This is a genomic window from Streptosporangium sp. NPDC050148 (assembly GCF_055586505.1).
Window position 1 is genome coordinate 1 of record NZ_JBVJIA010000035.1, and the last position, 23,707, is coordinate 23,707.

The following is a 23,707-nucleotide window of genomic DNA, read 5'->3' on the forward strand; positions in this document are numbered from 1 at the left end:
GGAGTCAGCTGCCGCGAGGCCCGCGCGGTCCTGGCCATTGCCCCGACCCCCACCGCAGCCGCCCGGCTGAGCCGGCCGCAGATCCGCGCCGCCCTCAAGCGCAGCGGCCGGATCTACCACCTGCAGGCCTGGACCGAGAAGATCCACACCGGGCTGCGCGCCGAGCACCTGCGCCAACCCGGCCCCGTCGAAGAGGCCTACGGCCACCAAGCTTTGGCACTGCTGGCGGTGCTGGAGGCCGCCTGCACCTCGGCCGCGACTCTGGAAGAGGCCGCCGTCGCCGCGTTCCGCACCCACCCCGACCACGCGATCATCACCAGCTTCCCCGGCCTGGGCGACCTGACCGGCGCCCGACTGCTCGGCGAGGTCGGCGACGACCGCACCCGCTTCACCGACGCCCGAGCCCTCAAGGCCTACGCCGGCGCGGCCCCCATCACCCGCTCCAGCGGACGCAGCCGCGCCGTGATGCACCGCCGGGTCAAGAACCAGCGCCTGGCCGCGGTGGGGTATGTGTGGGCATTCGCCGCGCTGACCGCCTCACCCGGAGCGCGAGGCCACTACGACCGACGCAAAGACCAGGGCGAGCGCCACGCTGCCGCCCTGCGCAACCTCTACAACCGCTTCCTCGGGTGCCTGTTTCACTGCCTGACCACCCGCCAGACCTACCGGGAACAAGCGGCGTTTCCCGCATCGGCCCAGCACCCCGCCGCAGCGTGAGCCGACCGGGCTGAGCACCGTTGCCGCTGGGGGCTTCGCAGCCCCCAGACCCCCGCGCGCCGGAGCAACCGCCGGCGCGCCCACTGTCATGCCCACACCCCGCCGTTCGCGCCGACGGTCACTCCGGACCGGGTTGACACGCCCCGCCCATCGGATGTCTCGGGCCTGGCGGCCCTGCGGTACGGGTCCACTTGCCACCGGTTGACGGGGCGGGCCGCCTGCCTGGAGGCTGTGTGTGCAGCAGCGGAATAAGGCAAACCCTCACTCCCCGCTGGGTGGAGGCTTTTTCTGATCAGGTGTCGTCGGCGTGCGGGAAGCGCTTCCGCAACGCTTCCATGGCCCTCGCCGGATCCAGGCCAATCTCTTGCAACAACTCCTCGATGGCTGCATCGGCCCTCCTGGCTCTGTGGAGACGTAAGCGGATCTTTATTCGACGGAGATGCAAGCGGAAGCGGTCCAGGATGGATATGCGAGGAAGCATCTGGTCTCCGGCGAGTGAGAGAAACCCTCGTCTCATGCAGAGATGACAAGGGTGAGAGTGGGACGGGTTATCCGTCTGTCGGTGTGTGGGCGGGCCCTCGCCTGACCGGGGAAGGAGGGCGAGGGCCCGGGGTCCGGCGGTGCGGTGGAGTCGCTGCCTGCCGGACGCGATAGGTGGTCCCGCCCCATGCCGTCCCACCCTGCGGAACGGCTCCCCCCTCCAGGTCGGAGCGGGACCACGGACCCCGCGGGTGAGTGCCTGCGCGCACCCGCGGGGGTCTGGCCCGACCGCCGCCGCCATGACAGGCACCGGCAGCCGGGGGATTACAGGAGGTTGCTGTTCCCTTGGTGGGCGCTCATGGGCGTCTCGTCTCGGGGTACGTGCCGCTTGGTTGGACTGGTCTCGCAGGCAGCTCGGTCGAGCTTCGGATCCAGGAGCCAGTCCAGGTAGACGATCCCGTCCAGCCCGAACCTCCGCTCAAGGTCGTGACCGCAGTGGTCGCAGACCGCGTGAGGCGTGCCGAAATCGAAGCTCATGCCGGTGCTCCCCGAAAGATTTCCTGCCGGGCGAGCTCGGTCGCCAGTTCTCGTGCCGTGTTGGCTTCCACGGTGCGCAGGAACGGGGACTCAGGGGCAGCCTGTTCCTCGGTCAGCTCTTGGTGGTGGGTGCCTCTCCAGTAGCCGGCGGGGCTGTGCCAGAAGCTCCAGGACGGAAAGGCTTCGGTGAGGATCTTCAGCCACTCGGCGTCGTCGATCGGCAGGCTTGGGTCAGGCAGTACGAGGGTCATACGGGTGCCACCTGTCGGACGTAGAGCTCGGCCCATGACAGGTGGGCGTCTCGGGTACCGCGAGATCCGTACCGGTCAGCGAGCGCGGACACCAGACGCCATGCGTCCGAGGGTGTGGGCGTGCCTGGCTTCGGGGTGTTCGGGTCGCGGACCTCAAAGCGGATGCAGTTCGGGGCGACGGTCGTGATGAGGCGGATCGTGCTGCCCTGTTCGGTTCGGGTGAGGGAGTCGGAGACCATCGCGTGCACCACCTGCGCGGCGTCGTCGGTGCGGTCAGGCTGGTGTTGCTTGGTGATGGTGCGAGCGTGCTGTACGGCTGCGTCGACGCTGCCGGGCAGTGGCGCGTAGTCCTGTGAGTAGGTCGACATGGATCACCACCAGGGGAAGAGCGATCCGGCTATCCGGCTCGCTAGTCGGATGTACAGCTTGCAAGCCGGATATCCGGATGTCAACCTGGTGAAGTGGATCAGCCCAGGTACCTTCAGCTCGTCGCCCTCATCCGGCGGCAAATCGTCACCGGCGAACTTCCCGCGGGAACCCGCTTGCCCGCACGCCAGGACCTGGCTGCCGAGCACGGCGTAGCCGAGGGCGTCATCCGCGAGGCGATCCGCCAGCTCGCCCAGGAAGGGCATGTCATCTCCCGCCCCGGCGCGGGCACCTTCGTGAGGGAGCGCCAACCGGTACGGAGGATTCCCCGTTCCTGGTACCGAGAGCGGAAGGCCGGCTCACCGTTCGCCGCGAGCATGCTTGAGCAGGCGAGGGCCGGAAGCTGGGAGTACGAATCCACCACGATGCGCGCGTCGCCGGAAGTACGTGCCCGGCTTGCTCTCGACGAGCCCGAGGATGACCGCGATGACGTCATGCACACCCGATACGTCTTCCGGTCCGACGGCCAAGTCTGGATGCTGTCGGATTCTTACGAGCCGCTGCAACTGACCAAAGGCACGATCGTGGCGATGCCCGAGGACGGGCCGCTGGCCGGCCACGGGGTGACGCACCGGATGGCCGAGATCGGCGTGATCGTCGATGACTGGGTTGAGGATGTCGGCGCACGCGCCGCTCTTCCGGGAGAGGCCAAGCGCCTCGGCATCTCGCCGGGGTCCATCGTGCTGACGATTCAGCGGGCATATCTCGCCGACGGCCGTCCGGTCGAGGTCGCCGACATTGTGGTCCCGGCGGATACCTCGCAACTTGGGTACTCCGGTCCGGTAGGTGAACGCAGCATTGGATGACCCATCACGAGGGACGTACCATCCCTTGCTCCCGTCCGAAAACGTCAGTCCGTGATCGTATGATCGCCGCCCATGACCGACACCCGGACCGTATCGTTCGATCTGCATGTCCACTACCACCAGGCGTACCTCATCGATGACACTGACGACGCTATGGGGCCAGATGACATACCCGCCGATCACCCCGTTCACCCCGTCGGGATCATCCGCGTGGACGACGGTGGAGCCTTCCTGATCACGGGCCTGCACACGGGCACGGTCGGCTTCTCGGTGACCGTGGCTGGCCACGATCCGGGCGCGGACACCGACGGGTACGAGGACATCGTGGAGATCAGCTTCGAGTCCGAGGCCGGCCAGGTGTCCTTACACGAGTGGGGCGGCGGAAAGTTCCATGAGCTTCCCGAACTGCCCGCGGGGCCAGGGTGGTACCGGTTGCGCTACCACGCCCAGAACATGGATGAGGCCGTGGAGGCGGACACCTCACGCGAGATCATCGACCGCTATCTCCTACAGATCTGGCCCCAGGACGAGTCCACGCCGCGCGTCGTCAAGAGCGCGAGCGGACATCTCGCTTACTGGCGCGGGCCACGCTGATATCCAAGAGGCTTCCGTTGCCCAACGGCGAACCTCTCACTCCGACTCGTCTGTGTGAGAAACCACTACGGCTCCTCTTGTTAAATGAGAGGATCTCTAAGCGTCACACCCTGTCTACGGAGAGGAGTTAAGGCCTAAGGTAAACGGGAAGACCTCGTTAGCGAAACCAGTCAGGAGCATAATTGGACCATGTCCGCATGGGATGATTACCAAGAGAAAGTAGCTGCCTTCTTTCGCGACTTAGGCCTTCAGGCAGAGACGAATGTAACTATCCACGGCGCTCGCACTTCGCACGATGTTGACGTGGTGGTGCGGGCGCACCATGTGGGTTTTGACCTCCTCTGGGTCGTCGAGTGCAAGCATTGGCAGCAGCGGGTATCAAAGCTTCACGTCTTAGCCCTTCGTCAAATAGTTTCCGATGTTGGGGCCGACCGAGGCATATTAATGGCTGAACAAGGCTTTCAAAGCGGCGCGCTTGAGGCTGCACAGCTTACAAATGTACAGCTCGCCTCTCTTGCTGAATTAGCACAAAAAACGAGGGATGTATTTGGCAGGGCGCAGTTGAACAACTTGCAAGAACGCCTCTATCGGTGCAGGGAGCGTTATGGTGCGCTCAATAAGAAGGATCGCCTTGCACATAGGCTTCGCGCAGATGTATTCGATAACGCAGGCTATAGTGGCTATATTGTTATGCAAGCGACAGAGTGGGCGCTGAGTGTAGCATTGCGTGGGCGTTTTCCTATTACTTACAATAAAGTCTTTGCGGCCCTAGTTGCTGCCACTGGTCTAGGCAGGGCCGACATCGTATTCCCTGTGCGAGAAGATAATATAGTGGTTAATTCGCCGAGCGAGTTATTCGCGATACTTGAACCAGATGTGGCAGAGCTAGAATGTCGGCTTGATGCTGCGGAGATTGCGATAGGGCGAGAATGATCGCTTTGCCTTCCGCTAGAGGGATGGATCGTCACCTTGCCGCAGCGCAGGAGCTTCGTGGCAGACAAGGAGAATTGACTGGCGGGGAGCTGAGTGACCAACTGGGTGACAACGGCCACGGACGGAACCGGACGGCCACGGACGGCGAGAGACTGTCTCCGCAGCTCAAGTAGCGCATAGGCCAAGGTCCCAGGTCGGATGACTTGGCTTCGCATCGAAGGGGTCAGGGGTTCGAATCCCCTCATCTCCACCAAGGTCAAGGGCCGTCTCTGATGATTAGAGGCGGCCCTTTGGTCTTCTGAGAGGCCCTCTGTCGTTCGAGGTCATCACTTACGATGCTGTTCTGTCAGCGCGTGAGCGAGACCGAGCAGATGTGGCAGGCGCAGGGTTCGGCCGCCGCTTCCGGGGAGCGGGACGTGGAGAGGCTCTGTCCAGCGGGTCGGGATCGCGGTCAGTCCGTAGACGGCTCCGGCCAGGCCGCCGGTGACCGCGGCGACGGTGTCGGTGTCGCCGCCCAGGTCGATCGCGGCACGGATCGCGTCCTCGTAGTTTCGGGTGGTGCGCAGGGCCCATATGGCGGAGCCGAGGCAGGGCCAGACGGCGCCGTTGAACTCGGTTGCCTGACCGGGGTGCCAGTCGGGGGCCACTATGACGGCATACCGCTCGCGGTGGCCGGGGTGGACGGCGGGGAGGGTCTGCGGGAGCTCTTCCAAGGGGTTTGCGCCGCTCAGGGCGAGGCGCACCAGGTCGTGAAAGATCGCCGTTCCTTCCCAGGCCGCGGGGTCGCCGTGGGTGAGAGCGGCGATGCGGCGGGCGGCGTCCATGGTGGCTTGTCGCCCGTCGGCGGCGAAGTAGACCGCGGAGGGGGTGGCCCGCATCAGTGAGCCGTTTCCGGCGGCGCGGTGGCTACTGCGGTAGTGAGCGGTGGCGGCCTGGTCCCAGGGCAGGCCGCGGGTGAGAACGTCCTCGGTCTGCAGTCCGATGTCCTTGGGGTCGTCGGCCGCCCAGCGTTGGAAGCGGGTGAAGACGTCGGGCAGGTCCAGGCCGCCGCGCTCCAGCAGGGATTCGGCCACGTGAACGGCCATCTGGGTGTCGTCGGTGGCCTCTCCGGCGTCCCAGCCGCCGCCCCCGCACATCTCCCCTCCGGCACCGGGCGTCGGGAAGCGAGCGGAGAACGCGCCCGCCGGACCGAACTCGAAGGGGGCGCCCAGCGCGTCGCCCACCGCCGAACCGACGACTGCCCCGGCGACGCGCTCCATGTGATCCACGACCGCAGGCTACCGAGCCGCCGTGGAGTGGAGGCTTCGTGACCGACAGATGGGACCAGCCCGCGAAGGGCTGATGAAAGTCAGCGAAAAGTCAGCGAACCCGCTGACACGGGTGCGCGATCGGGATCACCAGACGGCATCGGCGCGGTACCTGACAGCACAGGATGGCATCCAGCGACCATGCTTTGCACGCCTCACCGGGGTTCGCATCGAAGGGGTCAGGGGTTCGAATCCCCTCATCTCCACCCAGGTCAGAGGCCGCTTCCGAAAGATCGGGAGCGGCCTTCTGCGTTGCCGGGTGACCAACTGAGTGACTACGGTCCATCCACCAGGTCCGCGCCCTTCCGGGTTTCGCAAAGTCCAGTGGTGAGGTGTTTCAGCGGTGAGCTATTCCAGCCCCCTGACCGTCTGGGTCTTCCTGGGCGAGGGCGCTCAGTGGCCGTCCGGCGTGTTCCGTACACGAGAGCGCGCAGAGTCGTGGATCAAGACCGGCGAGCTGACGGGAATGCTCACGGAGTACCCCCTCGACACGGGTGTCCACGACTGGGCGATCGAGCACGGCCACTTCCAGCCTCGCGCCGCCCATCAGCGGACCCCCTCGTTCGTCGGGCGCTTCACGACCGCCCACCAGGAGCATTTCCACTACACCGATGGGGACGCGGACTAAGGCGGCTGTATCAAAGATCTTGTGACAAGATCGCGGAATGCTGCGACTCACCGATTTCATCATCGACTGCCCGGACACGATGAAACTGGCGGCCTTTTACGCCGAGGTGACGGGCCGACCGATCAAAGAAGGCAGCCACGAGAACTGGGCTGGCATCAAGTTCGGTGAGCTCGAGCTGGCCTTCATCCGGGTGGACGACTATCGCGCTCCGCAGTGGCCCGACAGCGAGCACCCCAAGCAGTTCCACCTCGACTTCGAAGTGGACGAGATCGAGTCCGAGCAGCGCCGCGTCCTCGACCTTGGCGCGATGCTGCGACAGGACTTCATCGGCTCCGACGGCTACGGCTGGCGGATCTACACTGACCCGATCGGCCACCCCTTCTGTCTGTGCCGCAACAAGGGGGTCGTCTGGACCGACCAGGGCCCGGTCTGGCCCAAGCGCGGCTAGAAAGCTTGCTCGTCGACCGCCGATCCGCCACGACGTTGCCCTCACGCGGCCGGATGGGATCTCGCAACAAGACGAAGGTTGCCTGATGCGGCATCAGAAAGCGACGACCCGGCGAGGCGGACGCTCTCGCCGGGCATGGGTCTACGTCGGGGTGCTGAGCTAGAGATCGGGAAAGAGTTTGTCCATCGCTTCAGCCCCTTCCAGGAGCATCGGGCGGAGTTGCTTGCGGTAGACCGTCTCCGTCACTGAGGTGTTGCGGTGACCGACCAGGCGGGAGATGTTCTCCAGCGGGATGCCGGGGGTGACGGGGGCCGGAACCGACGATTTCCGGCACCTGCTCACAACAGCGCCCATTCGCCTTTCTCGCTGCTCAGCATGACGCCGAACTGCAGCTTCGCGGGCTTCGCGTTGGCGGGAACCTTGAACACGATGAGGCCCTTCCGGGTGTCGCCGACGGCCACGGTGATCGAGCCGCCGAAGGGCACCCCTTCCTTCACGTCGCTCATCAGCGTGGTGCGGTGCTGCTGGCCTTCGGTGTCGATCAGGTCGGCGCCCATGATCGGCGAGTCGGTGTAGACCTGCCGGCCCACGTTCTTCAGGGTCAGCTCGACGGCGACGTAGCGGGTGCCGGGGTCGGGCTGCAGGAACTGGTTCGACGACGTGGCGTTGTCGATGACGCGGTTGAGGGTGACGGCCACTTCGACGCCGGGCTGACGCCCCTTGACGGTGATGGTCTCCCCAACCTTCGCGACCTGACCCTGCTGTTCGGCGGGAGGGTCCGCGATGGTCTGCCCGGTGTCCGCAGGCTGCCCGGCCTCGGTGGGCGGCGGGGCGCTGAAAAGCTGCCCGCCGTCCGGGGCCGAACGGAGCTCGCTCCCGGTGGTCCCGCTGCCCAGCAGCACGAGGGTGCCGATGACGCCCGCCACGACCGTCAAAGACACGGCGGCCACGATCCCGACGACGGCCCCGCGGCTGGTCTTCGGCGGCGGCTGGTGGCTGTGACCGGGGTGGCCGTACGGGGGCGGATACCCGTGTGGCGGGCCCTGCACATGCCCGTAGGGCTGCTGCTGCGGGTGCTGGTAACCCGGCCGAGGTTGTGGGCCCTGCGGGGGATAGGTCACGACATCTCCAGACTCAAGGGGATGCGTGTCAGACGCATATGACACCCATTTAGTTGACGGGCTCACCTGGCCTCTTCCGGCCACCTGAAGACGTGAGGTGGAGTATGAAAGGCGATCGACGTGAGTACCTGCGCCACAATCGGTTCGGGCCAATGTGCTTTACAGGTCCTGGCGGGCACCTCGCTGCTCGCTGACGGCATCCTCACCCGCGATCGTGGCAGCAAGATTGGTGAGGACGTCCGTTGAAGTTCCGGGGGCGGAGCCAGCGAAAAGTCAGTGGGCGTCTTCGGAGGATGAGCTGCCGCCGTGGCGGGGAGGCCGGCCGACAACCGGTCAGGCGGCAGGGTGGTCGAGGATGACCACGGGGGCGTTCTCCACCTCCGGCAACTCGCTGTCCAGGGCCAGGCCGGTGGCCGCCTCGATGAAGGCGAACGCCGCACCGCGTTTGCCGCGGTAGTCCTCCGGGTCGAGACCGTCGAGCATGGCGCGGAAGTCGGCCAGGATGCTCGGGTCGCCTTCCTCGACGACGTGCTCGGTGAAGAGGAAGTCGCGCATCCGCGCCCTGATCTCGCCGCCGGCCGCATGGAGGATCGTGTATCCCCCGTTGAAGTGCCAGGTCACCATCCACACGCGTGACTCCGCACTGAGGGCGGTGAGGACGCGGTCGGACAGACCGAGACCTCCGGCGAGGTCGAGAAAACCCCAGGTTCCTTCGCCCTCGGAGACGAGGAGGACGGGGCAACCTTCTTCCCCGGACTCTTCCCGGGGACACTCCATGACGCGCTGCTCGGGGGCGCGGCCTCCGTTCACTCGTCGCAGGAGGTCGTCCGCAGTGATCTCTTCGTCGAGGGGTTGCACGACGGTCCAGGAGAGGGCGTTCTCCAGCCACTGATGCCGCTCGAAGAAATCGCGGTAGTAGTCGATCACATGATCATTGTGGCGGAGGTCGAGCCGCAGGATGAAGGCCCGACTTCAGATGGCGGGAACGAACTTTCTTGTCGTATCTCCGGTTAACGTCACCAGTCTTGTCCGGGCAGCTTGAGCCACATGTCGGCCCGGCCGTTGATCGATCGGGCGTCAGCCGGCCGGAGGCCCGCTCCGGCGAAGCAGTAGGCCTCGGCCTGGTCGTGGTAGAGGTAGGCGGCGAGGATCTCTTCTGCGGGTTCTTCGGAGCAGACGTTGCCCCCACCGGGGTGGGTGTCCCATTCCTCGATGGCGCCGTTGCGGGCGATGGCCCCCTGGTTGCCGCTCTTGGGATTAGCGAACAGCCCATAGCAGACGGTGCCCACTGACAGGCGTTCTATGACGCCGGGGTTGGACGCGGCGTATCCGCACGGCTGAAAGACGATGCATCCGCCGGGCACGTCGGAGACACCGATGACGGACAAGGTGACGTCGAAATCCGCCCAGGGATCTCCCATGATCTCTTCAATGTCGGCGTCATCAACCGGTACGGCCTCCAGGCGCCGTGCCGCCTCGGCAGCGGTGATGTCGGCGACGCAGGCAAGGCTGTGGCCGTCGCCTTCGAAGCGTCCCAACGCGGCGGTCAGACGTCCGGCCTCCGCCACGGTGGCGGCCTCGGTGGCGGACAGGCCGGCCTCCCCATCGGGAAGAGTGAACAGATCGGGGGTGGGACCGGCCAGGCTGAGCCGTCCGGGGGACCAGCCGTTCATCATCGGCCGCCACGGGTCCGCTCCGGCGGCGGCGACCATGACACGGGCGTTGTCGGGGCGGTCGTTGAAGACGGCGAGCCACAGTGCGGTGCGGCCGTCGTGCTCGGCGTCGACGTCGTCGACGCGCCGGGCCAGTTCCGCGACCACTTCCGGTGAGCCTTCCTCGGCCGCGTGATGAAGGGGCCGTCCACGAAAGTCCAGTACCGAATTCGGGTCGGCACCTGCGTCGAGCCGAGCACGGATCGCCGCGAGATCCGTCCAGGCGTTCCAGCCCAGGCCGGACCATCCGGCTCCTTCGGTGACGGCCATGGCACTCCTTTGAGAGAGACGTACTGAAGACGAGCGCCGATCATGACGTACGAGGCCGACAAATTCGCGCCGGCCGCGGGAAACGCGACTTCCCGTAGCCATGGTCGCCTCAGGTCGGGCGGCTGGGTGGAGTCGGCGAAAAGTCAGCGGACCCGCTGACACCGGAGCGCAGCCGAGAACGATGGACGTCACCGTCGCGGCACCTGACGGCACCGAACGGCATTCGTTGATGGGAGGCGACACGTCCTAACGGGGTCCGCATCGAAGGGGGCCCGGGATCAGCGAAAAGTCGGCGGCCACCGTGCGAGCCCTTTCGGTGTCAGGGGGAGAACAGCCTCCAGTGCCCCTCGGACACGACGTCGACGGTGCCCTCGGTCACTCTGATGGCGGTCTCGTCGTCGATCGCATACGCCGGGCCTGGGATTTCGGCCGCCCATCTTTCCGCGTGGGCCATGGTGTTCTCCGGCAGGAGCTCGTGATCCAGGTGCGGGAAGATCGAGAAGTCGACGATGCCCAGTGTGCTGTCGCTCCCGGAAGGCGGTTCCCAGCCGACGAAGTCCTCTCCGATACGGGGGGTCATCACCATGCTTCCGGCGCTCAGTCCCACCCAGACCGTCTCGCGCAGCGACGGCAGGAGATCGGCCAGCCCCGACTGCCGCATCCAATGGCACAGGTACAGGGCGTCGCCGCCGTTCACCAGCAGGACGTCTGTCTCCCGGACCCAGGAGACCCAGCGTTGTTCGTCGATGCTGGGCAGCGCGGTGAGTTCCAGCACTCCCAAGGACTTCCAGCCCAGCTCGCACATGGGGGTGGAGGACCGACCGCTGATGAAACGCCATGCCCCACCGGGGTTGCCCTGGGGGTGCCCGTAGCTAGCGGTGGGGATACAGAGGGCGTTGGAGTCGGCGATCGGTTTGCCCAGTAGGTCGACCAGCGCGCTGTGGATGCTCGGGTTCTTGACGCCGGCGGAAGTGAGAAGAAGCTTCACGCTTGCCTCCTGTACGTGGCGGTCATGACGCTCTCGTCGAGGGTCGAGGGTCGAGGGTCGAGGGTCGAGGGTCGAGGGTCGAGGGTCGAGGGTCGAGGGTCGAGGGTCGAGAGATCGGTGAGTAGGAAGGTTGATGCGGTGTTCACTCGTGTTGAGCCGTTCACAGAGCTCTGGATCATGGCTGACCGGGTGGCCACCGCGAGGGCCGCTTCAGGCGGGCCGCGCTCGGCTGCTCGGTGGAGGGGCCGTCCATGGAAGTCTTTTCCCGCATTCGGGTCGGCGCCCGCGTCGAGCTGGGCATGGAGGAGAGCGAGGTGCGTCCAGCCGTTCCAGCCCATGCCGGACCATCCGGCTCTGCCGGTGACGGCCATGGCACTCCTTGGGGGATGTGCTGATACGAGTGCTGATACGAGTGCTGATCATGGCGTACAAGGCCGACAAATTCGGGCCGGGTGCGGGAAACGCGGCTTCTCGTAACCATGGTCATCCCGGGGCAGGTGGCTGGGCGGAGTTGTGGTCAGGTGGCGGGCGTCGGTGACGAAGACGCCGCAGGTCGGGCGGACGTTGTCCTTGTCGCAGCTCTGCAGGGGCGGCAGTGGGCGACGGCCGTTGAGAGGGAAGCGGTCGGCTCGCTCGAACGGGTGCATCCCGGCGGAGTTTCGTGGGGGAAGTTCACCCCGGTGCCGTTGGCCTCGGACTTCCTGATTGCGAGGAGTGCCCGCTCGGCGTGCTCGTCGGGCGTGGCGGCGTAGCGCATGGTCATGGTCGGTGTGGAGTGCCCCGTGTGGCGCTGCCGTGCGGCAGCGGCCGTCGGGTTCACCGGCGCTCGCCGACGGGCGGTTCGCCGGTTCCGCGGGGAAGCTCACCGCGTCCGCGCCGTAAGGGTTGAGACGCACAAGCTCATTACATGAGCCTGTACGTCATGATGCGAACAGCAACAGAGCACGATATTTCAGAACTCGTCCGTCTCCGGGCACTGCTCTTCGACGACCTCGGCGGTGACTTCTTCAACCCCGCGAACGCCGGTGACGACTGGCGCGACGCGCTCGCACGGGTCTTCGAGCAGAAGCTGACCGAACCCGACTGCCGGATCCTGGTCGTGGACGGCGACACCGGCCTGGCCGCCTGCGGCATCGGCACCATCGAACAGTGGTTCCCCGGTCCCCACTCCCGCAACGGGAGGATCGGCCACGTCATCGGCATGGTCACCGACCCGTCGTACCGGCGGCGCGGGCACGGCCGGACGATCATGCTCGGTCTGCTCGACTGGTTCCGCGACCGCGACGCCGTACGGGTCGACCTCACCGCCTCCCGCCAGGCGGAACCGCTCTACCGGCAGCTCGGCTTCTGCGATCACCCCGATCCCCTGCTGTGCCGGAAGCCGTGAAGACGTCGCGATACCGCTGGGTCGTTCTGGGTGTCGCGACCTTCACCCAGGCCGCGGCCGCGTTCTTCGTGCAGGGCATCGGCGCGATGAGTGTCCACCTGCAACGAGACCTGGGACTGAACACGACCCAGCTGGGCCTGCTGCTGTCGGCGGCTCAGCTGCTTCCCCTGGCCGGGCTGCTCGTGGCGGGACGCCTGCTGGACCGCCACGACGAACGCTGGATCGTCGGGATCGGTGCTCTGGTGGTCGCCGTCGCGCTGGCCGCCGGAAGTGCGGCCCCGGGGTATGTCTCCTTGCTCGTCGCCCTGCTGATCGTCGGTGCGGGATACAGCACCATTCAGCCGGGCGGCAGTAAATCGGTGGCGTCCTGGTTCGACGCCCGGCAGCGTGGCATGGCCATGGGCGTCCGCCAGGCGGGGCTTCCGCTCGGGGGCGTCCTCGCCGCCCTCGCGCTTCCCTCGCTGGCGACGGCCTTCGGCTGGCGGTCGACGCTCGTGGCCGGCGCGCTCGTCGCCCTGTCGGGCGCCGTCGCCTTCATGGTCTTCTACCGCCGCCCGCCGGACCGGCACCCGACGCCGGCCACGTCCCTCGTGCGGCTGGAACTGCTCCGCGAGCCGTACATGAAGAAGATCATCTTGTCCGGTACGAGCATGGTTTCGGTGCACAGCGGTGTGGGCGTCCTCACCGTGCTGTACCTGCACGAGGTGACGTCCATGGCCCCCGCCTCGGCGGCCCTGGTCTACGTCGCGGTCCAGTGCGCGGGCGCGCTGGGCCGTGTCTGCCTTGCGGCCTGGAGCGACCGCCACGCATCCGGCCGCTACGCCTGCGTCCTGACGTGCCTGGCCGCCGTGATCATCGGGATGACGCTGTTGACGACCCCCGTCGGCCGATCCCCCGTCGCGGCCTGCCTGCTCTTCGTCTGGCTCGGCTTCTTCGGGATCGGCTGGTACGGCCCCTGGGTCGCCTACGCCGCCGAATCGGCGCCGCCGGGCCGGACCGGGTTCGCCCTCGGCCTGGCCATGGCGGTCAACCAGGTGGCGGTCATCCTGGCACCACCCGTGCTCGGCCTGCTCACGGACCTGACCGGCGGCTTCGCGCCCGCCTGGGCGCTGCTCGCCGCACTGACCGCTGTCACCCTGACGGTGACAGCCCGGCTGTGACCCTGACGGTGACAGCCCGGCTGTGACCCGTTCGGACGGCAGCCGCTGCACCTCTGAATTCGGCTCGGCCCCCGCGTCGAGCCGGGTCCGAATCAGACCGAGGTTCGTTCAGCCGTCCCAGCCGTCCCAGCCGATATCGGCCCGTCCGGTTTCGTCGTCGTCGACCACGACGCTCCTTGGGGACGTACGGGATGTATGAGCGCCGATCATGGCGTACGAGGCCGACGGACTCGGACCGGTGCCGCGGTCGGTGTGCGGGGGAGTCCTTCGCCGATCATGGTCGGACCGGCCCGTGCACGGCTGGGCGAGGCCGGCGGAAAGCCGGCGGATCCGCCCGGCACGTGTCGCCGGAGGAAGTCTCGCGCCGCGGCCTGTGCCCGACCGGCTTTCGGGCCGAGCCAGAAGCCCAGGTGATCGTCGTGTTCCATCCAGTGCCGTTCCGCGCCGGGTATCCGCTCGGCCGCGAACCTCCCGTGGTCGAACGGCACATCACCGTCCTGTGTGCCGTGGACCACCAGTGTCGGAGCCGAGATCCGCTCCAGGGGAAATTCTCCACGCCGGGCCTGCACCGCGTCGTTGTCCGTGCCCGCCCAGCGCTTCCGGTAGGGGAACGTCGTGTCGAACATCGCCGTGAAGAGCTCCCGCACGTGCGGCGTGTTCATGATGTACGAGACGCGCTCGGCCCGTTGCCCGTCGGTGAAGGTGCCGGTCTCGCTCAACGTCCCCGCGACGACGGTCTCGAGCGAGACCTCCGCCGTCAGCCGGGCCAGCTTCTGGCCCACCGTGTCCATGAACGCCCTTCGCAGCGGTGAGCCCGTCCCGGCAGGCCGCGGCCTGCTCACTCCGCCGATGGAGACCAGTGCCCAGACCCGGTCCGGATGGCGCGCGGCGAAGGTGTAGCCCACCGGGCTTCCCGCGGAGACCGCGAGGACTCCGACCCGGTCGATGCCCAGCTCGTCCAGCAGCGCCGCGAGCAGGTCCGCCTGCTCCTCGTCGGTCCGGCCGCTCTCCAGCGGCGTTCCGAGGTAACCGGGCCGTGAAGGGCTGAGAACGCGGAACCCGTCCTTCTGCAGCCAACCGGCGAACAGCCGTCCCTGGTCGGCTCCACCGAGCCCGGCGTGAACGGACAGCAGCACAGGGCCTTCGGTGCCGTACAGGTCGTACTCGATCGGGCCGAGCCGTGTCGTGGCGGTCCGGAGGTCGATCCGGATGTCAGGGAGGATCGCCCGGCGTGGATCGGTGTCGATGCCGCCGTCCCAGAGGGCGAGCCCGGTGACTCCCAGTGCCGGCACCCCGATCAGGACGGCGAGCATCACCCTGACGATCCTGACGATTCTTCGTTTCCCCATGGCTTCACGTCCTTCGGGTGTCCGGGTGCCCGGGTGGGGGTGGGGGTGGGGGTGGCGGTGTCGCGGTGTCCGATGCCGGGGTGTGGTGGCGGCCCGGGACGGAGCTGCGCGCCGGGTCTCCGGACCAGGTGAGCCGCCGAGCTCGTTCAACGGGCCTCGGGCCGGACGAGGACGGCGATGCCGATCATCACCGCGAAGGCCGACAGAGCGGTCAGGGTACGTATCGTGTGGAAGAGCTCCCACGTCTGCAGGATCTCGGAGTGACCGGCCGGGGCGGAGCCGGCGGCGGCCCATCGCCTGATGTGGGAGTGCAGCGGGATGTTGCCGAAGACCGTCACCAGCAGCGAGGCCACCGTCAGGACGCCGGCCCCGAGCGCCAGGCGCCGTGGCAGGCCGCGACGGACGACGGCCAGTCCGAACGAGGTGAGGATCGCCACCGCCATCGCACTCTGCATGACCGGCTCGTTGACCTCCATCATCGCGGTGTGGAAGGTCAGGCGCACGTCCAGCGGGACGGCCCCGAAGGTGGGGACCACGTTGGCCGCGCCGTACCCGAAGGCTCCGGCGAGCAGCCCGGTGGCCGACAACGCGGCCCCGTGGACGTACCTGGCTGAGGTTCTCATGGCCGTAATCGTCGCCCGCCCGCCGACGCCGGTCGTCGTACCGCGGGTGGCTTCCATCCGTACGGCACCGGGAGGAGGAGCCGTCCCCTCTACGGCACCGGGAGTAGGAACGCAGCATGGCACCACGCGGACGAGGAAGGTTCACATGCCAGGGCACCGGCCATTTCCGGCCGCGGTGTCACGGCACCGGGCCGGAGGCCGGATTCACGCTGCTCAGAGCAGATCTGCCGCAGGCAGATCGTGTCGACGCCGGTCCGGACCGCCCCGCAGGATGGACGCATGGGCGAAGAATCGAAACCACCACTGTTCGACGCGCGGGTGAGACGTCAGCTCTACGACGGGCGTGTTCTCGTTCTCGACGGTCCTCTCAATGACGACAACGGGACGTTGCTCGCCACGCAGTTGATGGCACTCGCCGCGCAGGACGCGTCGGCCGACATCGCACTGTGGATCCATTCCCCGGGCGGCTCGGTTCCGTCGATGCTCGCGATCCGTGACGTCATGCGGCTCATTCCCTGTGACGTGTCGACCCTCGCGCTGGGTATCGCCTACAGCGCCGGGCAGTTCCTGCTGTCGTCGGGCACCCGGGGAAAACGCCGTGCCCTGCCGCACGCACGTGTCCTGATGCACCAGGGCTCGGCCGGGATCGGTGGCACCGCGGTCGACATCGAACTGCAGGCCGACGACCTGCGGCACACCCGTGACACGGTGCTCGGTCTCATCTCCGAGGACACGGGTCAGCCCTTCGAGCGCATATTCGAGGATTCCCTGCACGATCGCTGGTACACGGCGCAGGAGGCGCTGGACTACGGCTTCATCGACGCGATCGTCCAGAGCTTCGACGAGATAGCGCCACAGGATCGCCCGCGGCTCGGATTCACCATCACCGAAGGAGCCGGCCAGTGAGCACGTACACGATCCCCAACGTCATCGCCCAGAATCCCCGTGGCGAGCGGATCATGGACGTCTATTCGCAGCTTCTCACCGAGCGAATCGTCTATCTGGGGACCGCGATCGACGCGGGTGTCGCGAACGCGCTCGTCGCGCAGTTCATCTTTCTGGAGTCGGAGAACCCCGACGGCGCCATACAGTTCTACATCAACTGTGAGGGCGGGGACCCGAGTGCGATGCTCGCGATATACGACACCATGCGCTACATCCGCCCGCGGGTCGAGACGACCTGCGTCGGGCAGGCCGTCGCGGTGGGCGCCGTCCTCGTCGCCGCGGGGGCCGAGGGAAGACGGGCCGCCCTCCCGCACGCACGGGTGATCCTGCACCAACCGGCCGCCCAGGGGCGCGGAACGATCCCCGACCTCATCCTGCAGGCCGACGAGGTCGTCCGTGTCCGGGCGGACATCGAGCGCATCCTGTCACGGCACACGGGCCAGAGTGTGGAGACCCTGCGCGCCGACACCGATCACGATCGCGTGTTCACCGCGACCGCGGCCCTGCAGTACGGGCTCATCGACGAGATCATCGAGGAGCGTTCGCAGACGCGCGGGTGATCCCGGCGGGCCGCGCTACGCGGCCAGGGCGTACGCCATCGAGCAGGTGGCACCTCTGGACGTGCCGCTGCCCTGAGCGGACCGCAGGCTCTCGGCGACGGCAAGGGTGAGGTCGACCAGGGTGACGTCCAGCGCGCCGGCGACCGCGGCGATCATTTCGCTCGACGGCTCCTTGACGCCTCGTTCGATCTCGGAGAGATACTGCGGCGAGACACCGGCGCGACGCGCCGTCTCGCTCAGCTTCTCGCCCCGCTCGTGACGAAGACCCCGCAGACGCTCGCCGAGCACGTGCCGCCACAGCGGCTCGCGAGCCGGGGACGACGTGGGATCGGGCCGATCGATCGCCGGACGTAGCGGCGGGACAGAGGACGCCATACCTCTCACCATAGAGAGACGGCGCGTTCGAGTCCCGCCGACTTCACGCAGAGCGGAACCGTCCCCTCTCCTCTGTCCCGCCCCCGGGACCGCGGAAGATCGTGACCTGGGATCAGAGGCCGTTCCCGAGAGATCGGGAGCGGCCTTCCGCATCGCCGGGCGACCGACCGGGTGACCACGGTCCATGCGTATGACTCCGTAACCGGGAACGGGCATCGCCTTCGACGAGTCAGGACAGCACTCGCCGATCACGGGATCTGTGAACGTCGACGAGAACCGGCAGCACCGCCCGGACGCGCCGTGCCCTCCCCGCCAAGACGATCGAACGGGAACGACGGCCGCTCACCGGTAGCGCACGGCGTGAAGCCCTCCGGCACGCGGACCCGCCCGTCCCGGTAGAACGAAGGGATGCCCAGGGGGCGGAGAAATGATCGCGGCATCCGCGACATGAAGGGGCATACGCGAACCCCCATCACGCGGAAGGCCGGTCATGAGGACTATCAGTGGATGACAACCATCACATCCGGTTCGAGAAGGTCTACCTCGACACCTACGAACAGATCTTGGGCTATGCGATCCGCCGCTGCGACTGCGCTCAGGACGCGGCCGACGTGGTGGCCGAGACGTTCGAGATCGCGTGGCGCCGCATAGAGGACCTGCCCGCCGGTGGCGAGGCGCGGCTGTGGCTGTACGGCGTGGCGCGCAACGTCCTGGCCGGCCACCGCAGGGGACGCCTGCGGCACCGCAGCCGCCACACGACACTGGACGAGGATGTCGTCGCCTTCTACGCCCGTACCGCCCCGCCCGATGAGCGCCTGGAGTTCACCCAGGTGGCCGACGTGTTCCGCGGGCTGTCCGACGACGATCGCGAGCTGTTGTCGCTGGTCGCCTGGGAAGGCCTGGACGCCGCCGAGATCGCCCGTGTCCTGGGCTGCTCCCGCAACGCCGTACGCATCCGGCTCCACCGCGCCCGCAAGCGCTTCGCACACCGGCTGGCCGCGGCGGACCTCACGTTCACGCCGATGACCAGAACCGCGCAGATCCCGGCAGGAAGGCCGCTATGAACGTCACCGATGAAGCGATCAGCCGTCTGGCCCGGGTCCGCGACGACGAACTGACCGGGCAGGCGTCCGCCGCGGGGGCGCGAACGCTGCTCGCCGCCATCACCGCCTCACGGCCGCACACCGCGGCGCCGCCCTCACCGGTCGGCGGGCGACCCCGGAGAACGCGGTTGACGATCGCGGCGGTCGTCGTCGGCATGCTCGTCGCCGGCGTCGTCGTCGGCCCCAGCCTGCTGCGCGACCGGAGCGCCGTCAGCTATGCCAACTCCGCCGTCGCGATCGTGCGCGACGGCCCGCAGTACGTCGCACGGATCATCGACCCCTTCGCCGATCACGCCAGGTACACCGAGGCGTTCCGCGCGGTCGGCCTGGACATCGACCTGCGTCCGGTGCCGGTCTCCCCAGGAGCCGTGGGACAGATCCTGGGCATGATTGTCGGCGGCGACCAGGCTCCCGATCGGATTCCCGATCCGCAGACCGAGTCGGATCCCTCCGGCCTTCGGTTCGGCGGCGTCGCCATGTCGGCGGAGACCGCTCCGAAGGGGTGCCGGCCGGGCCGCGACAGCGGCTGCGTCATGGTGATGCGCATTCCCGCCGGTTTCGCCGGCCGCGTGAACGTTCGGCTCGGCCGCCAGGCCCGGCCCGGCGAACGGTACGCCAACATCGACCAGGCCATGGCCCCCGGTGAGATGTTCGCCGGGGTCTCCCTGCGGCACGGCCGGTCCGTGCGGGACATGGTGGCCGAGGCTCGCCGGCGGGACCTGCGTGTGATGTTCAGCCGTATCCGTGTCGACGCGCGGACCGGCGGTATGTCGTCCTTCGATCCGGTTCCCGCCGGCCGTGTCGGAGGCGACTGGGTCGTATGGCACGCCTGGCAGGTACAGGCCGGCGTGATCCGCTTCCTGGTCACGCCCGGGCGATCGGCCGAGAACCCGTTCTACAACGGAAGCGCACCGCCGCCGGCCTCCTGACCGCCAGGCGGCCCGGCTCCTGCTCCCGCACGAGCGGGCCGGGGCCGGGCCGCCGGGGGTGTCGGTACGTCGATGGGCGATCAGCGCCGGTTCCCGCGGCGAGTGGCATTCCGGTGATCTCACCGCGACCACCGCGTCGGATCCTCCGTCCCGGCAACGTGCCGCGTACCGGTCGTCAGCGGGTGCCGCCGCGGTCGTCCCTCTCCGCGAGGCGCCGGGTCTGGCCGTCGTGCACGTCGCTCACCCACTCCCAGCCGGGCCTGGCCGACGGGCCGATCCGCGGGTCGTCGGGAGCACGACCCTCACGCAGGGCGAGCACGTACGCCCGGTCCTGCTCGATCCGTGCGCGTACCTGATCGGCTCCGCCGACCGACCCGTGACCGGGGACGACGGCATCGACGCGGTCCGCCACGCCCTCCAGCAGCCGCAGCGCGGCGAGGTAGTCCTCGATCGGGTCGGCGGTGCCGTCCAGGTCGAGCATCGGGACCAGGACGTCGGAGAGCATGTCGCCGGCGACGAGAACCCCGCGTTCTTCGATGAACAGCGCCGCATGGCCCGGTGCGTGCGCCTGATGCTCGATGATCCGGGCCTCGGGGCCGTCCCATGGGATCCGCGCCGTCTCGCCCGGCAGGGCGGTGATCAGGCCGTACAGGTCGAGCGGGACCTTCTCGGCGATGCCCGTCTCGAGCAGGTGCTCGGTGATGTCGGCCTTGATGTTCGGGTCGGACAGCTGGTCCCGGACGGCGGCCGCGCAGCGGGCCGTGCCGTATCGGGGGGCCGTGCCGAGCCGGGCGTGCCAGAGGAGGTGATCCCAGTCCGGATGCGTCGAGAAGCCCGCCACGACGGTCCGGCCCGAATCGGACAGGTCGTCGGCGAGGCAGGCCATCTCGTGGTCCTGCACCCCCGCGTCGATGAGCAACGAGCCTGCCCGGCCGTGCACGACGACGGCATTGCTCTGGCAGAACTCGCTCTCGTGGACCAGCACACCCTCCGCGACCTGCTTCAGCACGGGTGGCTCCCTCCGCTCGTGATGTGCAACCACCTGCCGAGACCGTAGTGCTTAGTGGTGGCATTTTGCAAGCACTATGGGGGTGAGGCGTACGAGCCGGGACCGGGGTGCCCGGCCGACGCCACGCACGGAGCGGTCACGTCGCGGGGAGGCCGAGGGCGTTGGCCGCGTCGACCTCGAAGTACTCCGTCGTGGCGAATGCGCCGGCGTGATCCTCGAAGAAGCTCCTGACGCCGTCGATCGAGTCGTGGACGATGACGTTCACCGCCTTGGTCCCGTCGGTGCTCGCCACCCCCACCGTCCACCTGGCCCCCGCGGGAAGCCGGCCGTACGCCTTCTTCAGGGAATCCCAGAAACCGTCGTCGTCGGAGATCGTGGAAACGGCCATGACGTGCACTCTGGCACTCTCCTCGTCGGCTCTCGGGTTCACTCGGCAGTTGACGTGCAGGTACTGTGCGGCACCGTTCTCGAAGTCGTAGATCGCGACCGTCTGGGGGTCCTCGAGCGGATCGTCCGAAGGCATCAGGAAGTGGGTCTCACTGATCGGGAGCAGCTCGTGGTCGAGCTGCTGCGGCTTGCCGAGGAGTTCCGCCTCCATGGGGTCCAGGGTGAACCTGAGGCGGAGTGCTCCGTGCTCGGCCACCACGTCGTAGCGGGTGCCGGGGCGCTCGTAGCAGCCTTCGTACCTGGACGGATCGAGGACCAGGGCCGGGTCGGGCTCCGGCAGGCCGGGGATGGTGACCGCGCCGAGGTCGGCCAGGATCTCGTTGAACACCTTCCGGTAGAAGCCGTCCCGCGGTCCGGCGTTCACCAGCATCGAGACGGCGATGTTCGATTCCGGCAGGATCCGCAGGCGGGCGCTCTGGCCGATCGTGCTGCCGTCGTGGGCGTAGACGGTCCGGCCGTGCCAGTCGCACACGATGAGGCCGAGTGCCCACTCCGGCCCGAACGTGTACGGGTCGGGTACGGGGACCCGCGACTCCGTCATCTCGCGGATGATGCCGGGCGAGACGATCTCCGTCCCGTTCGGCGCCTTTCCCTCGTCGAGGAACACGTGCGCCATCGTGAGCAGTTCCCTGGCCGTCGTGGTGACGTTCCCTCCGGGACCGAAGGAGCGCGGCAGGTGGTCCAGCGGTGAGCGGACGGGGCCTTCTTCGAGGGATCGGACCAGGTGTCCGGTCGCGGCCCGGTTCCGGTCGACGTGCTCGTGCCGGGTGTTCGTCGAGGTCAGCCCCAGGGGGTCGAACAGGCGATTTTTCATGATGTCGTCCCACCGCCCGCCGTCGATCACCTCCATGATGCGGGCGAGGATCGCGTATCCCAGGGCCGGGCTGTAGCCGTGAGTGCGGCCCAGGGGGTGGACCTGGCTCGCGCCGGCGATGTTCTCCACCATGCGCTCGTACACGTCGTCACCCTCGCCCGGGTCCCCGTAGCTCTCCTCGATGCCGCCGGTGTGGTCGAGGAGGTGGCGGGGGGTGACCCTGGCGCCGACGTCGGGGTCGGCGACCCGGAAACCGGGGAGGTAGGTCCGCACCGGCTCGTCCAGGGCGACCTTCCCCTCGTCGACGAGCCGCATGAAGGCCAGGGCGGTCCATGTCTTGGACACGGAGCCGCACTGGTAGATCGTGCGGGTCGTCGCGGGCTCCCGTGTGGAGACGTTCCCGACGCCGACCGCGAAGTCGGTGATCTCCCCGTCGACGAGGACACCGATCGCGGCACTCGGGATCCGGTACTCCGCGAGCAGTTCGGAGACGCGGGCGCGTATCCGGGCCACGTCCAACGCTTGTGCCATAAAGGGGTCCTCGTCTTGAGCGAATCTTTCTGAACGAGAAAAGGCTACGTTGCATTTCAAGATTAGTCAACGTAGAACGCCCATTCACTTGCTTTGATACTGGTCATTCGCGTCAATCGTTGCGATGACATTGTCGATGAATGCAATTCACGTCGATCCTCCGTTGCAATGTACTGTTGGTGAACGCACCCGTGGACCCGAGCCGACAGGAGGGTGGGCCGATGCCCGGAGGCAGGCTGACCCACGACGATCGCCGGCAGATCGCGATCTGGCTGGCCGAAGGGCTGGGGTACGCGGAGATCGCCAGGCGGCTGGGCAGGCCCACGTCCACGATCAGCCGCGAGGTGGCGCGCAACAGCGCGCCCGGCGGGTACCTGGCCGACCACGCGCAGCGGTCCACCGGGCTGCGCGCCCGCCGCCGCAGACCGGTTCAGGCCACGGAGCCACCGGCCGACGGGCGACCGGCCGAGTCCGTGCGCGGTTTCATGGAGCAGTTCGCGACGCTGCTGGCCGGGACCGGCCTCCCCCGGATGCCCGCCCGCGTGTTCGTCTGCCTGCTCACCTCCGACTCCGGGAGTCTGACGTCCGCCGAGCTCGTACGCCGGTTACGGGTCAGCCCGGCGTCGGTGTCCAAGGCCGTCGGCCACCTCGAGGCGATCGAGCTGGTCAGGCGCACACGGGATTCCGGCCGCCGCGAGCGGTACGTCGTCGACGACGACGTCTGGCTCCGGGCGTTCGAGGCCGACACCGGGGCGCACACCGAGATCGCGGCCGCCGCGCGGCACGGGAGCGAGCTCTTCGGCTCCGGCACGTCCATCGGCACCCGGCTGGACCGGATGGCCCGGTTCTTCGCCTGGATCAGCGAGCAGATGAACGACAGCGGCCTCACCGACGCCGTCGTGCGCGACGCGCTGACCGTGCTGGCCGCGCTGGTCCACGCCGCCCGGCCGCTCACCGTGGACGACCTCGCCGCGGCACTGGACTGGCCCGTCCCGCGGGCGGCCGAAGCCCTGGACGCGATCGGCCGTCGTCCGATCCTCGCCGACCCGCTCACCGTGGAGCGGACCGGGCGCGGCGCGTACGCCGTCATCCCGAGACCCGACCGCCTGAGCCCCGCGCAACGCGACGCCCTGAGCGCCGCTCCGGGCTCGGCCCGAGGGGCCCGGGAATGACGAAGCCGGACGGACGTCGCGACCGCGATCCCTCCGGCCGCGCACGGGTGACCAGCATCTTCAAGTTGACACTTTATAAAGCGAA

26 protein-coding genes are annotated in these 23,707 nt (G+C 67.9%); 13 read left to right on the top strand and 13 right to left on the bottom strand.

Annotated features, from left to right (window positions below; all coding sequences use genetic code 11):
- Positions 1-717: transposase (locus ACZ6RT_RS30245; RefSeq protein ID WP_470157325.1), on the top strand; the 717-nt coding region annotated here is incomplete at its 5' end.
- Between the two features lie 804 nt (positions 718-1,521).
- Here ACZ6RT_RS30245 and ACZ6RT_RS30250 read toward each other — a convergent pair.
- From ACZ6RT_RS30250 to ACZ6RT_RS30260, 3 genes are read right to left on the bottom strand one after another with little or no spacing between them, the layout of a single operon-like run.
- On the bottom strand, positions 1,522-1,734 hold the full coding sequence (locus ACZ6RT_RS30250; RefSeq protein ID WP_470157326.1) for a hypothetical protein: 213 nt from the start codon (positions 1,732-1,734) through the stop codon (positions 1,522-1,524).
- A complete protein-coding gene (locus ACZ6RT_RS30255) occupies positions 1,731-1,985 on the bottom strand; it encodes a hypothetical protein (RefSeq protein WP_470157327.1) in 255 nt (84 codons plus the stop codon). Before ACZ6RT_RS30255 ends, ACZ6RT_RS30250 begins: the two co-directional genes overlap by 4 nt.
- Positions 1,982-2,353, bottom strand: coding sequence for an ATP-binding protein (locus ACZ6RT_RS30260; RefSeq protein ID WP_470157328.1), 372 nt, complete (start codon positions 2,351-2,353; stop codon positions 1,982-1,984). The genes ACZ6RT_RS30255 and ACZ6RT_RS30260 overlap by 4 nt, the downstream gene beginning before the upstream one ends.
- Positions 2,354-2,446: 93 nt before the next feature.
- On the opposite strand from ACZ6RT_RS30260, the gene ACZ6RT_RS30265 reads away from it, so the two are divergent.
- The 3 genes from ACZ6RT_RS30265 (at position 2,447) to ACZ6RT_RS30275 (ending at position 4,744) form a co-directional block, all read left to right on the top strand.
- Complete coding sequence (locus ACZ6RT_RS30265; protein ID WP_470157329.1) at positions 2,447-3,217, top strand: GntR family transcriptional regulator; 771 nt, start codon at positions 2,447-2,449, stop codon at positions 3,215-3,217.
- Positions 3,218-3,289: 72 nt separating this feature from the next.
- On the top strand, positions 3,290-3,811 hold the full coding sequence (locus tag ACZ6RT_RS30270; protein ID WP_470157330.1) for a hypothetical protein: 522 nt from the start codon (positions 3,290-3,292) through the stop codon (positions 3,809-3,811).
- Between the two features lie 189 nt (positions 3,812-4,000).
- Positions 4,001-4,744, top strand: coding sequence for a restriction endonuclease (locus ACZ6RT_RS30275; RefSeq protein ID WP_470157331.1), 744 nt, complete (start codon positions 4,001-4,003; stop codon positions 4,742-4,744).
- Positions 4,745-5,070: 326 nt separating this feature from the next.
- Here the strand turns inward: ACZ6RT_RS30275 and ACZ6RT_RS30280 are convergent, their stop codons facing one another.
- Positions 5,071-6,003, bottom strand: coding sequence for an ADP-ribosylglycohydrolase family protein (locus tag ACZ6RT_RS30280; protein ID WP_470157382.1), 933 nt, complete (start codon positions 6,001-6,003; stop codon positions 5,071-5,073).
- Positions 6,004-6,394: 391 nt separating this feature from the next.
- Here ACZ6RT_RS30280 and ACZ6RT_RS30285 point away from each other — a divergent pair, with 391 nt between their 5' ends.
- Both ACZ6RT_RS30285 and ACZ6RT_RS30290 read left to right on the top strand, forming a co-directional pair.
- The gene (locus ACZ6RT_RS30285; protein ID WP_470157332.1) at positions 6,395-6,679 is read left to right on the top strand and encodes a DUF7710 domain-containing protein; all 285 of its coding nucleotides are present in this window, start codon (positions 6,395-6,397) and stop codon (positions 6,677-6,679) included.
- A 37-nt stretch (positions 6,680-6,716) separates the two neighbouring features.
- On the top strand, positions 6,717-7,127 hold the full coding sequence (locus ACZ6RT_RS30290) for a VOC family protein (protein ID WP_399193713.1): 411 nt from the start codon (positions 6,717-6,719) through the stop codon (positions 7,125-7,127).
- A gap of 338 nt (positions 7,128-7,465) precedes the next feature.
- On the opposite strand, the gene ACZ6RT_RS30295 is transcribed toward ACZ6RT_RS30290, so the two are convergent.
- From ACZ6RT_RS30295 to ACZ6RT_RS30310, 4 genes are all read right to left on the bottom strand, one after another.
- Complete coding sequence (locus ACZ6RT_RS30295; RefSeq protein WP_399193711.1) at positions 7,466-8,068, bottom strand: DUF4352 domain-containing protein; 603 nt, start codon at positions 8,066-8,068, stop codon at positions 7,466-7,468.
- A 513-nt stretch (positions 8,069-8,581) separates the two neighbouring features.
- Positions 8,582-9,175, bottom strand: a complete 594-nt coding sequence (locus tag ACZ6RT_RS30300; RefSeq protein WP_470157333.1) for a hypothetical protein — start codon at positions 9,173-9,175, stop codon at positions 8,582-8,584.
- An 89-nt stretch (positions 9,176-9,264) separates the two neighbouring features.
- Positions 9,265-10,230, bottom strand: coding sequence for an ankyrin repeat domain-containing protein (locus ACZ6RT_RS30305; protein WP_470157334.1), 966 nt, complete (start codon positions 10,228-10,230; stop codon positions 9,265-9,267).
- A gap of 319 nt (positions 10,231-10,549) precedes the next feature.
- Positions 10,550-11,218, bottom strand: a complete 669-nt coding sequence (locus tag ACZ6RT_RS30310; protein WP_470157335.1) for a Type 1 glutamine amidotransferase-like domain-containing protein — start codon at positions 11,216-11,218, stop codon at positions 10,550-10,552.
- Between the two features lie 907 nt (positions 11,219-12,125).
- On the opposite strand from ACZ6RT_RS30310, the gene ACZ6RT_RS30315 reads away from it, so the two are divergent.
- Positions 12,126-12,605 carry a GNAT family N-acetyltransferase gene (locus ACZ6RT_RS30315; RefSeq protein ID WP_399193702.1) on the top strand — a complete coding sequence of 160 codons (480 nt, stop codon included), beginning with the start codon at positions 12,126-12,128 and terminating at the stop codon, positions 12,603-12,605.
- Positions 12,602-13,765 carry an MFS transporter gene (locus ACZ6RT_RS30320; protein WP_470157336.1) on the top strand — a complete coding sequence of 388 codons (1,164 nt, stop codon included), beginning with the start codon at positions 12,602-12,604 and terminating at the stop codon, positions 13,763-13,765. Before ACZ6RT_RS30315 ends, ACZ6RT_RS30320 begins: the two co-directional genes overlap by 4 nt.
- 206 nt (positions 13,766-13,971) lie before the next feature.
- Here ACZ6RT_RS30320 and ACZ6RT_RS30325 read toward each other — a convergent pair whose 3' ends face one another.
- Positions 13,972-15,114 carry an alpha/beta fold hydrolase gene (locus tag ACZ6RT_RS30325; protein ID WP_470157337.1) on the bottom strand — a complete coding sequence of 381 codons (1,143 nt, stop codon included), beginning with the start codon at positions 15,112-15,114 and terminating at the stop codon, positions 13,972-13,974.
- Between the two features lie 146 nt (positions 15,115-15,260).
- Positions 15,261-15,737 (bottom strand): anthrone oxygenase family protein, encoded by a 477-nt coding sequence (locus ACZ6RT_RS30330; RefSeq protein WP_470157338.1) that lies wholly within the window; start codon positions 15,735-15,737, stop codon positions 15,261-15,263.
- A 279-nt stretch (positions 15,738-16,016) separates the two neighbouring features.
- Here ACZ6RT_RS30330 and ACZ6RT_RS30335 point away from each other — a divergent pair, with 279 nt between their 5' ends.
- The gene (locus tag ACZ6RT_RS30335; RefSeq protein ID WP_470157339.1) at positions 16,017-16,643 is read left to right on the top strand and encodes a ClpP family protease; all 627 of its coding nucleotides are present in this window, start codon (positions 16,017-16,019) and stop codon (positions 16,641-16,643) included.
- Positions 16,640-17,242, top strand: a complete 603-nt coding sequence (locus ACZ6RT_RS30340; protein ID WP_470157340.1) for a ClpP family protease — start codon at positions 16,640-16,642, stop codon at positions 17,240-17,242. Before ACZ6RT_RS30335 ends, ACZ6RT_RS30340 begins: the two co-directional genes overlap by 4 nt.
- A 15-nt stretch (positions 17,243-17,257) precedes the next feature.
- Here the strand turns inward: ACZ6RT_RS30340 and ACZ6RT_RS30345 are convergent, their stop codons facing one another.
- Positions 17,258-17,617 carry a helix-turn-helix domain-containing protein gene (locus ACZ6RT_RS30345; RefSeq protein WP_470157341.1) on the bottom strand — a complete coding sequence of 120 codons (360 nt, stop codon included), beginning with the start codon at positions 17,615-17,617 and terminating at the stop codon, positions 17,258-17,260.
- Positions 17,618-18,120: 503 nt separating this feature from the next.
- Between ACZ6RT_RS30345 and ACZ6RT_RS30350 the strand changes: the two genes are divergently transcribed.
- Positions 18,121-18,681, top strand: a complete 561-nt coding sequence (locus tag ACZ6RT_RS30350; RefSeq protein WP_470157342.1) for an RNA polymerase sigma factor — start codon at positions 18,121-18,123, stop codon at positions 18,679-18,681.
- Complete coding sequence (locus tag ACZ6RT_RS30355) at positions 18,678-19,649, top strand: hypothetical protein (RefSeq protein WP_470157343.1); 972 nt, start codon at positions 18,678-18,680, stop codon at positions 19,647-19,649. The genes ACZ6RT_RS30350 and ACZ6RT_RS30355 overlap by 4 nt, the downstream gene beginning before the upstream one ends.
- Before the next feature lie 175 nt (positions 19,650-19,824).
- On the opposite strand, the gene ACZ6RT_RS30360 is transcribed toward ACZ6RT_RS30355, so the two are convergent.
- Entirely contained in the window at positions 19,825-20,658 is an 834-nt protein-coding gene (locus tag ACZ6RT_RS30360; RefSeq protein WP_399193684.1) for an MBL fold metallo-hydrolase, read from the bottom strand.
- Between the two features lie 136 nt (positions 20,659-20,794).
- Positions 20,795-22,450 (bottom strand): serine hydrolase domain-containing protein, encoded by a 1,656-nt coding sequence (locus tag ACZ6RT_RS30365; protein ID WP_470157344.1) that lies wholly within the window; start codon positions 22,448-22,450, stop codon positions 20,795-20,797.
- Between the two features lie 221 nt (positions 22,451-22,671).
- On the opposite strand from ACZ6RT_RS30365, the gene ACZ6RT_RS30370 reads away from it, so the two are divergent.
- Positions 22,672-23,622 carry a GbsR/MarR family transcriptional regulator gene (locus tag ACZ6RT_RS30370; protein WP_470157345.1) on the top strand — a complete coding sequence of 317 codons (951 nt, stop codon included), beginning with the start codon at positions 22,672-22,674 and terminating at the stop codon, positions 23,620-23,622.
- The last annotated feature ends 85 nt before the right edge of the window (positions 23,623-23,707 follow it).

Bases quoted from the DNA above. Each gene is read 5' to 3' on its own strand.
- ACZ6RT_RS30355 (WP_470157343.1), top strand. From the start codon at position 18,678: ATGAACGTCACCGATGAAGCGATCAGCCGTCTGGCCCGGGTCCGCGAC.
- ACZ6RT_RS30260 (WP_470157328.1), bottom strand. From the start codon at position 2,353: ATGTCGACCTACTCACAGGACTACGCGCCACTGCCCGGCAGCGTCGAC.
- ACZ6RT_RS30255 (WP_470157327.1), bottom strand. From the start codon at position 1,985: ATGACCCTCGTACTGCCTGACCCAAGCCTGCCGATCGACGACGCCGAG.
- ACZ6RT_RS30370 (WP_470157345.1), top strand. From the start codon at position 22,672: ATGCCCGGAGGCAGGCTGACCCACGACGATCGCCGGCAGATCGCGATC.
- ACZ6RT_RS30330 (WP_470157338.1), bottom strand. From the start codon at position 15,737: ATGAGAACCTCAGCCAGGTACGTCCACGGGGCCGCGTTGTCGGCCACC.
- ACZ6RT_RS30275 (WP_470157331.1), top strand. From the start codon at position 4,001: ATGTCCGCATGGGATGATTACCAAGAGAAAGTAGCTGCCTTCTTTCGC.
- ACZ6RT_RS30280 (WP_470157382.1), bottom strand. From the start codon at position 6,003: ATGGAGCGCGTCGCCGGGGCAGTCGTCGGTTCGGCGGTGGGCGACGCG.
- ACZ6RT_RS30290 (WP_399193713.1), top strand. From the start codon at position 6,717: ATGCTGCGACTCACCGATTTCATCATCGACTGCCCGGACACGATGAAA.
- ACZ6RT_RS30250 (WP_470157326.1), bottom strand. From the start codon at position 1,734: ATGAGCTTCGATTTCGGCACGCCTCACGCGGTCTGCGACCACTGCGGT.
- ACZ6RT_RS30305 (WP_470157334.1), bottom strand. From the start codon at position 10,230: ATGGCCGTCACCGAAGGAGCCGGATGGTCCGGCCTGGGCTGGAACGCC.
- ACZ6RT_RS30270 (WP_470157330.1), top strand. From the start codon at position 3,290: ATGACCGACACCCGGACCGTATCGTTCGATCTGCATGTCCACTACCAC.
- ACZ6RT_RS30345 (WP_470157341.1), bottom strand. From the start codon at position 17,617: ATGGCGTCCTCTGTCCCGCCGCTACGTCCGGCGATCGATCGGCCCGAT.
- ACZ6RT_RS30335 (WP_470157339.1), top strand. From the start codon at position 16,017: ATGGGCGAAGAATCGAAACCACCACTGTTCGACGCGCGGGTGAGACGT.
- ACZ6RT_RS30315 (WP_399193702.1), top strand. From the start codon at position 12,126: ATGAGCCTGTACGTCATGATGCGAACAGCAACAGAGCACGATATTTCA.
- ACZ6RT_RS30325 (WP_470157337.1), bottom strand. From the start codon at position 15,114: ATGGGGAAACGAAGAATCGTCAGGATCGTCAGGGTGATGCTCGCCGTC.
- ACZ6RT_RS30365 (WP_470157344.1), bottom strand. From the start codon at position 22,450: ATGGCACAAGCGTTGGACGTGGCCCGGATACGCGCCCGCGTCTCCGAA.